9 protein-coding genes are annotated in these 7,788 nt (G+C 68.9%); 8 read left to right on the forward strand and 1 reads right to left on the reverse strand.

Translation table 11 applies throughout. From position 1 onward, the window contains the following. On the reverse strand, positions 1-471 hold a 471-nt coding region (locus tag ACIRVK_RS38205), incomplete at its 3' end, for a winged helix-turn-helix domain-containing protein (protein ID WP_404255510.1). 232 nt (positions 472-703) lie between these two features. Here ACIRVK_RS38205 and ACIRVK_RS38210 point away from each other — a divergent pair. The 8 genes from ACIRVK_RS38210 to ACIRVK_RS38245 all read left to right on the forward strand — a co-directional run bounded on the left by ACIRVK_RS38210 (position 704) and on the right by ACIRVK_RS38245 (position 7,634). Then, the gene (locus tag ACIRVK_RS38210; protein WP_404255512.1) at positions 704-1,855 is read left to right on the forward strand and encodes an ISAs1 family transposase; all 1,152 of its coding nucleotides are present in this window, start codon (positions 704-706) and stop codon (positions 1,853-1,855) included. Between the two features lie 272 nt (positions 1,856-2,127). Then, positions 2,128-3,039, forward strand: a complete 912-nt coding sequence (locus ACIRVK_RS38215; protein ID WP_404255514.1) for an alpha/beta hydrolase — start codon at positions 2,128-2,130, stop codon at positions 3,037-3,039. A 36-nt stretch (positions 3,040-3,075) separates the two neighbouring features. Further along, on the forward strand, positions 3,076-3,675 hold the full coding sequence (locus ACIRVK_RS38220) for a flavodoxin family protein (RefSeq protein ID WP_404255516.1): 600 nt from the start codon (positions 3,076-3,078) through the stop codon (positions 3,673-3,675). Between the two features lie 52 nt (positions 3,676-3,727). Beyond that, a complete protein-coding gene (locus tag ACIRVK_RS38225) occupies positions 3,728-4,117 on the forward strand; it encodes a nuclear transport factor 2 family protein (protein ID WP_404255518.1) in 390 nt (129 codons plus the stop codon). A gap of 25 nt (positions 4,118-4,142) precedes the next feature. Beyond that, positions 4,143-4,841, forward strand: a complete 699-nt coding sequence (locus ACIRVK_RS38230; RefSeq protein ID WP_404255520.1) for a type 1 glutamine amidotransferase domain-containing protein — start codon at positions 4,143-4,145, stop codon at positions 4,839-4,841. A 183-nt stretch (positions 4,842-5,024) separates the two neighbouring features. Then, positions 5,025-5,462 (forward strand): PPOX class F420-dependent oxidoreductase, encoded by a 438-nt coding sequence (locus ACIRVK_RS38235; RefSeq protein ID WP_404255522.1) that lies wholly within the window; start codon positions 5,025-5,027, stop codon positions 5,460-5,462. Between the two features lie 215 nt (positions 5,463-5,677). Then, entirely contained in the window at positions 5,678-6,547 is an 870-nt protein-coding gene (locus tag ACIRVK_RS38240; RefSeq protein WP_404255524.1) for a helix-turn-helix domain-containing protein, read from the forward strand. A gap of 154 nt (positions 6,548-6,701) precedes the next feature. Next, positions 6,702-7,634 carry an NADP-dependent oxidoreductase gene (locus ACIRVK_RS38245; protein ID WP_404255526.1) on the forward strand — a complete coding sequence of 311 codons (933 nt, stop codon included), beginning with the start codon at positions 6,702-6,704 and terminating at the stop codon, positions 7,632-7,634. Positions 7,635-7,788: the final 154 nt, after the last annotated feature.

Below are 7,788 nucleotides of genomic sequence, written 5' to 3' on the forward strand. Positions count from 1 at the left end.
CTCCCGCCAGACGCGGACCGCTTCCGGGTCCTGCTCGACGGCTCGCTTGTCCGGGCGTTGGAAGGACAGGCCCCAGCGGCGCAGGTACTTGCCCACCCCCTGCTCGGTCAGCCGCACCCGGTACAGCTTCGCGATCAGGTTCCCCACTCCCGCCCGCGTCCACAGCTGACCCGCAAGGCCCAGGTCACAGGGGCGGTGATCCAGAACGGCCTGCCGGAGCGCCTGCTGCTCCACCTCGCCCAGGAGCTGATGCTCGCCGACCCGACGCCCGCGCGGCTGGGCCACGAGGGCCTCGCGCCCACCAGCCAGCCATTTCGCCCACCAGTTGTCCACGGCCTTGAGCGAGACCTGGAACACCGCGGCGACATCCTCGCGAGTCCGGCCCGCCACCAACGCGGCCACCGCCCGCAGCCGAAGAGCCTCCTGCGCCGACGGCGACAACTGCCGTGCGTCCCCCACCAGTTCACTCACGCAGGGAACAACGACCCAGAACACCTACCGTTTCGGATCAATAGGTCGTATCCGCTGCAGAGAGCAAGGCACCTTTCTGGTGGTCGAGCCAGGGCGATTGCAAAGTCGCGGTGATCTCGTGAGTGTGCAGGTCACGGCGGGGTGACGATGCAGGGAGGGCGCGCGACCGGACGCAACGAAGCTCCGTTGTGGAGGTGACCTTGCCAAGTCGCCTGCGCCCAACGGAGCTTCGATGTGCCGTCAGTCTGCCACCGTCTGTCTGGTCAAGTCGCCCACTCGTCAGCACCGTGCCACGGTGCGGCTGGCTGAGCGGCTGGCCACGCTGGCCGCTCCGCGGTGTCGGCGCGGGAAGCGTCACCCCTTCGTGGCAGTGGTGCTGGTCGCATGCTCCGCTGTGGTGAGCGGGGCGAGGAGCTTCGTGGCGATCGCTGAGTGGGCGACCCACGCCCCGCAGGACGTTCTGGCCCGGCTCGGCGCCCGCACCGAGACTGCGCTGGCCGTGCGGGTCCCGCCCAGCGGCGCGACGATCCGCCGGGTCATCAACGACACCTGCCCCGGCGGCCTGGCCGACCTCCTCGGCCATGACCCGGCCGGCACCGACACCCTTGCGGTCGACGGCAAGAGCGCCCGCGGCTCGCGCCGGGGCAGCACCCCGGCCGCCCATCTGCTGGCCGCGATGACCGGCACCGGCATGACCGTCACCCAGCTCAGGGTCCCCGAGAAGACGAACGAAATCACCTGTTTCGCCGCCCTTCTGGATCCCTATGACCTGCGAGGAGTCACTGTGACGGGCGATGCACTGCACACTCAGCGCGACCACGCCCGCTTCCTCGTCGACGTCAAGAAGGCCCACTACGCCTTCACCGTGAAGCGGAACCAGAAGAACCTCTACGAGCAGATGCGGACCCTGCCCTGGCAGAAGGCGACGGCGAAGTTCTACGACCGCACCGAGGGGCACGGCCGTAAGGAGACCCGGGTCGTGCAGGTGCTGACCGTCACCGACCTCGGCGTCGACTTCCCGCACGCCGCCCAGGTCGCCAAGGTCGTACGCCACCGCACCGACAGCAAGTCCGGCAAGCAGAGCCGGGAGACCGTCTACGTGATCACCGATCTGACCAGCCGCCAGGCATCCCCAGAACGCATCGCGGGGATCTTGAGGGCGCACTGGGTGATCGAGAACAGTCTCCATTTTGTCCGGGACACCGCCTTCCGCGAGGACGCCTCCAAAATCCGCACCGGGCACGGACCGGAGAACATGGCCACCCTGCGCAGCTTCGCCATCAACCAGCTCCGCACCGCCGGCCACACCAACATCGCCGCCGGACTCCGCACGACAGCCCTCCGCCCCTACGAGCGACCACTGACCGTCCTCGGACTCAGCTGACCTGCAACAACGCACGATCAACGGACTTTGCAATCGCCCTGCCGGCACAACGCGCTGCCCGCACCCGAAAAAGCCACCGGAACCCCGCCCGAGATCGAAGATCAGAATTCACGCGGTGGATCGAGGATGAGAAGGGGAACCGTCTACCCGGTTATTCATATCCAGGGGACGGTTTCTTCCCCCCATCACGAGTGGACAGCACCTCGGCACCGGCGAATCATGGTGTGCGGACCGTCAATCGACGAAACCGGGGCGAAAAGGGGACAGGCGCCATGGTCGAGGCCGTTTCATTCAGGAACAAAGAAATAGAAATCGCGGGACACCTTCATCTGCCGGACGACTTCGACGAAAAGAAGAAGTACCCGGCCCTGGTCGGAATTCACCCGGCCGGTGGCGTGAAGGAACAGACCATCGGCGAGTACGCGAAGCGGCTGGCCGCCCACGGATTCGTCACCGTGGTCTACGACTCCTCCTATCAGGGAGCGAGCGGTGGCGAACCGCGTCTCCTGGAGGACCCCACCACCAGAGTGGAGGACGCCCGCTGCGCGGCGGACTTCCTCACCACTCTCCCGTACGTCGACACCGAGCGCATGGGTGTCTTCGGCATCTGCGCCGGCGGCGGTTACGCGATCAGCGTGGCCCAGACCGAACGCCGCTTCAAGGCGGTGGCCACGGTCAGCGCGGCCCCGATGGGCGAGGGTTCGCGAGGTTTCCTGGGGCACCTGTCCCCGGTGGCCGAGCAGATCAAGACCCTGGAGATGGTCGCCCAGCAGCGCACGGCGGAGGCACGGGGAGCGGCACCCGCCTACGCTCCCTTCGTCCCGGAGACGCTGGAGGAGATCGACGACAACACGCCGGACCTCCTGCGTGAGGGATACGACTACTACCGGACCCCGCGTGGACAGCACCCCAATTCCAAGGGCCGTTTCCTGCTGACCAGCATGGACAAGATGTACGCCTTCTCGGCGTTCGATCAGATTCCGGAACTCCTGACCCAGCCACTGCTTCTCATCGCGGGCAGCAAGGCGGACACAAAGGTGTTCAGCGACCAGGCGTACGAGCTTTCCAACGGCCCGAAGGAATTGTTCGTCGTCGACGGCGCGACACATATCGCCATGTACGACGTGCCCGAGTACATGGACCAGGCGCTCACCAAAATGGTGAAGTTCTTCGCCGTCCTTTAGTCCCGCCGAAGACATCACTCAAGGAGAAAGATCACCATGTCCCATCCCGGCGGGCCCATCGTCGCCATCGCCTTTCATTCGGGCTACGGCCACACGGCCGTCATCGCCGAAGCCGTGGCGCGCGGTGCCGCCCAAGCCGGCGCCGAGGTCGTCTCGATCTCCGTCGACACCATCACCGACGAGCAGTGGGCGCAGCTGGACGGCGCCGACGCGATCATCTTCGGTGCGGCGACGTACATGGGCACCGCCTCCGCGGCCTTCCACACCTTCGCCCAGGCCAGCAGCAAGCGCTGGTTCCCGCACGCCTGGGTGGACAAGCTCGCCGCGGGCTTCACCAACTCCGGTGCGAAGAGCGGCGACAAGTCCTCCACCTTGGGCTACTTCGCCACCCTGGCCGCCCAGCACGGCATGCACTGGATCAGCCTGGGCCTGCTGCCGGGATGGGACTCCACCAAGGGCAGCGAGGACGACATCAACCGGCTGGGCTTCTTCCTCGGTGCCGGCGCGCAGAGCCCGACCGACGCCGGCACCGAGGCTGTCCACAAGTCGGACATCGCCACCGCGGAGCACCTCGGCGCGCGCGTCGCACGGCAGGCCGCGATCTTCCGCGCGGGCCGGACCGCCCTCGCCGCCTGATCACCGGCCGCTTCCTTCCGCTTCACCCACCCCCCTCGCAAGGAGTACCCCCATGTCCGATTCCCCGAGCCTCGCCGTCATCCGCCGGGTCTACGAGTCCCGAATGGCCCCCGAGGTCACGAAGGAGGTGATGGCTCCGGACTTCGTCTGGGACATCACCCCCGGCTTCCCGAACAGCGGCGTCTACCACGGCTGGGACAGCGTGGCCACGGACTTCTTCGGCAAGATGACGGGCTACGAGTCCTTCGGCGCGGTGCCCGAGGAGTTCTTCGCCGACGACGAGGGTCATGTCTTCGTCTACGGCCACTACCACGCCGAGACGAAGACCGGGAACACGGCCGACGTCCGCTTCCTGCACCTGTGGACCGTCCGGGACGGCCAGGCCGTACGGATGTGCCAGATCGCCGACAGCCACGTCCTCCAGGAAGCCCTCAAGGGCTGACCCTCCCCGCATCAGGAGCAACCCCATGGCGAAGATCCTCTTCGTGATCACCGCGTCCGACCACTGGACGCTGGCCGACGGCACCCGGCAGCCGGCCGGTTTCTGGGCCGAGGAGGCCCTCGGCCCGTACGCCGTCTTCAAGGAGGCCGGCTACGAGATCGCGGCCGCGACCCCCGGCGGCGTACCGCCCACCGCCGATGCCCTCAGTCTCACCGCCGACTTCAACGGCGGCGAGGAAGGCGCCGAGCGCATGCGGACGGCGTTGCGCGAGGCCACCGAGCTGGCGCACCCGATGCGCATCGAGGACGTGAACATCGACGACTACGTGGCCGTCTTCTACCCCGGCGGCTGGGGCCCGATGGAGGACCTGCCCGACAACGCCGCATCCGGCAGGCTGCTCACCGACTGGCTCGCCTCCGGCAAGCCGGTCTCCCTGGTCTGCCACGGCCCCGCGGCCCTGCTGGCCACCATCGGCCCCGACGGCACGTCCCCGTACACCGGCTACCGTCTGACCGGCCTGTCCAACGCCGAGGAGAAGCAGAACGGTCTCGCGGACCGCGCGAATTGGCTGCTGCAGGACCGCCTCGTGGGCGAACTCAAGGCCGACTACCGCGAGGCCGACCCGTTCACCCCGCACGTCCAGGTCGACCGCACCCTCTACACCGGCCAGAACCCGTACTCGGCCGTCCCCCTCGCCCAGGAACTCGTCAAAGCACTCGGCTGACGAGGCCTGACGCGAGCGCGGTCCGGATCCGGCAGCCGCGGGCACCCGCGGATGTGTCCTCAGCTGCCGGGTTCTGTCACGCCCTTCGCAAACCCAACGTGCGCACATCGTCCGAGCCATGGTTCTCCAGCTCGGCGAACGAGCTCATTTCAAATGCACATGCATATAACGATGGCGGGCCCAATGACGACCTCCCCCTCCCTCGCCTCCCCCTCCGCGGGCGGCCATCCCTCCCTCGACGACTGGGCCCGTGCCCTGCTCGACGGCAAGAACTACGCCGCCGTCGCCACCATCGGCCCCGACGGATCCCCGCAGAACTCGGTGGTCTGGATCAAGGGCGAGGGCGACACCGTGCTCTTCTCCTCCCTCGACCACCGCCAGAAGGTGCGCAACCTGCGCCGAGACCCCCGAATCAGTGTCTCGGTCTACGACCGCGCCAACCCCCACACCGCCGTCGAGATCCGGGGAACCGCCGAGATCGTCCCGGACGAGGGCAAGCACCTCCTGCGCGGGCTCTGGCACAAGTACCTCGGCGTCGACCTGCCGGCCGCGAAGTACGACGAGGACCGCGTGATCATCCGCGTCGTGCCGCGGAGAGTCATCGGTGTTCCGGGGGCGTGAGGTTCCCGCCTGAGGGGGCAGTACGGAAGGGCCGGTCAGCCACCTCGTAGGAGCCGGCGGGCCCGGACTCGGCCCGGTGCGCACGCGTGCCCTGGGCCACCGGCCGTTGCCGGGACCGACCACGAACTCAGGAGGATCGTCGCCCCCTGGCCAATCAGCCAGGGGAGCGATCTGTCCCCCTCACAAGATGCGGCGTCTGTGCGAGGCTGAAGGTCATGAACCGCAACCCGCATCTGAACGAGCTGGGTGAGTTCCTCAAGGCTCGTCGTGCTGAGCTCACTCCCTCTGATGTCGGCCTGCGCGGCGGGCAACGGCGGCGTGTGAAAGGTCTGCGCCGTGAGGAAGTGGCACTCCTCGCCGCGATCAGCACCGAGTACTACACGCGGATCGAGCAGGGCCGGCTCCAGGCCTCGGCCCCCCTCCTCGACGAGATCGCGCAGGCCCTGCGGCTCAACGACGACCAGCGCACCTATCTCTTCGACCTCGCGGCGAAGGAGCGGGTGCGCCGGTCCGCGTACCGCGAGCGCCAGCAGGTGGACCCGCAGCTGCAGCGCATGCTGGACGACCTCAGCGCCTCCCCGGCCTTCGTCATCGGCCGCTGCACCGACATCCTCGGCTGGAACCGGCTCGCCGCCGCCCTGTGGACCGACTTCGGGAAGTACCCCGAGCCGGAGCGGGTGTTCGTCCGGCTGCTGTTCACCGAACCGTGGATGCGCGAGCTGTACGTGGACTGGGAGGAGGTCACCCGGCTGGCCATCGCCCAACTGCGCATGGAGAGCGCGCGCTACCCCGACGACCAGCCCCTGACCGCGCTGGTCGAGGAACTCTCCGCCCGTGACCCGCAGTTCCGGCAGTGGTGGACTGAACACGACGTCGCGATGCGGGGCAAGGGCGTCAAGAAACTGCGGCACCCGGTGGTGGGCGAGCTGACCCTCGACTGGAACACACTCACCTGCGGCACGGACCCCGACCAGCACATCATCGTGTGGAACGCCGAACCCGGCAGCGCCTCCCACGACGGGCTGCGCCTTCTCGCCTCCTGGGCCGCCGACCAGAAACCGACCGCGTCCGACGCGGCGACCTGAACGCCTCCAGCTGACCCGAACGCCTCTACGGGGGGACCGATGCGTCCCCCCTCTGGCCGTATCCCCGCCAAGATTCCTCCCCTTTTCCGTGCCTGCGCGAGACGGAAAGGTCGGACACCTCAGCGACCGTTTGTCAGACAACGAGGTGCTTCGGATGAGGGCAATAGGTTTCACGGAATTCGGTGGGCCGGAGGTGCTTCAGGCCCTTGAGCTGCCTGCGCCGGATGCGGGTCCTGGCGAGGTGCGCATCCGGGTGCGTGCCGCGACCGTCAACGCGGTCGACACCCTCCAGCGCAAGGGACCCGCCCGGTCCGCGGACGCCCGGCCACCGTTCGTCCCTGGTATGGAGGCCGCCGGCGTCGTGGACCAGATCGGCGCGGGCACGGACACGGATCTGCGCGTCGGCGACCACGTGATGGCGATCGTGCTCGCCGACGGTGCCCACGGCGCCTACGCCGAGCAGGTCGTGGTCCCGGCGCAGTCCGTGGTGCGCACACCCCACGGCGCGAGCGACGTACAGGCCGCGACCCTGCCGATGAACGGTCTGACCGCCCGCCTCGCGCTGGACACCCTCGGCCTGAAGGCCGGGCAGACCGTCGCCGTCACCGGAGCGGCCGGCGCGGTGGGCGGCTATGCCGTCCAGCTGGCCAAGGCGGACGGGCTGCGCGTGGTGGCCGACGCCTCGGAGCAGGACGAGACCCTGGTCAAGGAACTCGGCGCCGACATCGTCCTGCGCCGCGGCGCCGAATACCCCGACCGCGTACGTGCGGAGGTCCCGGAAGGCGTCGACGGACTCCTCGACGCCGCCTCGCTCGGCGCCCTCACCGCCCGGGCGGTGAGGGACGCGGGCCGGGTGGTCACGCTGCTCGGCTACGACGGTCCCGGCGAACGAGGCATCGTCTACGAGCCGATCGTCGTGTTCCGCTACGCCCGGGAGCGGGCCAAGCTCGACCGGCTGCGGCAGCAGGCGGAGGACGGCCAGGTCACCCTCCGGGTCGCCAGGACGTTCCCCGCGGAGCAGGCCACCGAGGCACACCGGCTCCTCGCTGCGGGCGGTGTGCGCGGCCGACTGGTGCTGACGTTCTGATGGGGGGCATGTACCGGCACTGAGGAGCGTCCCGTCCCTCGGTGCCACCGGGCGGGGGGGGGCGGGCGGCAAACCCCCCCCCCCCCCCGGGCCTGGGCCGACCCCGTGACACAACACCCCGCCCCCCCCACCACCCCCCCCCCCGGCAGGGGTT

The sequence above is a fragment of the Streptomyces sp. NPDC101152 genome, from assembly GCF_044768275.1.
Taxonomy (GTDB): domain Bacteria; phylum Actinomycetota; class Actinomycetes; order Streptomycetales; family Streptomycetaceae; genus Streptomyces.

Excerpts from the sequence above, each read along its gene's own strand:
- ACIRVK_RS38240 (WP_404255524.1), top strand. The coding sequence starts at position 5,678 with ATGAACCGCAACCCGCATCTGAACGAGCTGGGTGAGTTCCTCAAGGCT.
- ACIRVK_RS38235 (WP_404255522.1), top strand. The coding sequence starts at position 5,025 with ATGACGACCTCCCCCTCCCTCGCCTCCCCCTCCGCGGGCGGCCATCCC.
- ACIRVK_RS38210 (WP_404255512.1), top strand. The coding sequence starts at position 704 with ATGTGCCGTCAGTCTGCCACCGTCTGTCTGGTCAAGTCGCCCACTCGT.
- ACIRVK_RS38215 (WP_404255514.1), top strand. The coding sequence starts at position 2,128 with ATGGTCGAGGCCGTTTCATTCAGGAACAAAGAAATAGAAATCGCGGGA.
- ACIRVK_RS38245 (WP_404255526.1), top strand. The coding sequence starts at position 6,702 with ATGAGGGCAATAGGTTTCACGGAATTCGGTGGGCCGGAGGTGCTTCAG.
- ACIRVK_RS38220 (WP_404255516.1), top strand. The coding sequence starts at position 3,076 with ATGTCCCATCCCGGCGGGCCCATCGTCGCCATCGCCTTTCATTCGGGC.
- ACIRVK_RS38225 (WP_404255518.1), top strand. The coding sequence starts at position 3,728 with ATGTCCGATTCCCCGAGCCTCGCCGTCATCCGCCGGGTCTACGAGTCC.
- ACIRVK_RS38230 (WP_404255520.1), top strand. The coding sequence starts at position 4,143 with ATGGCGAAGATCCTCTTCGTGATCACCGCGTCCGACCACTGGACGCTG.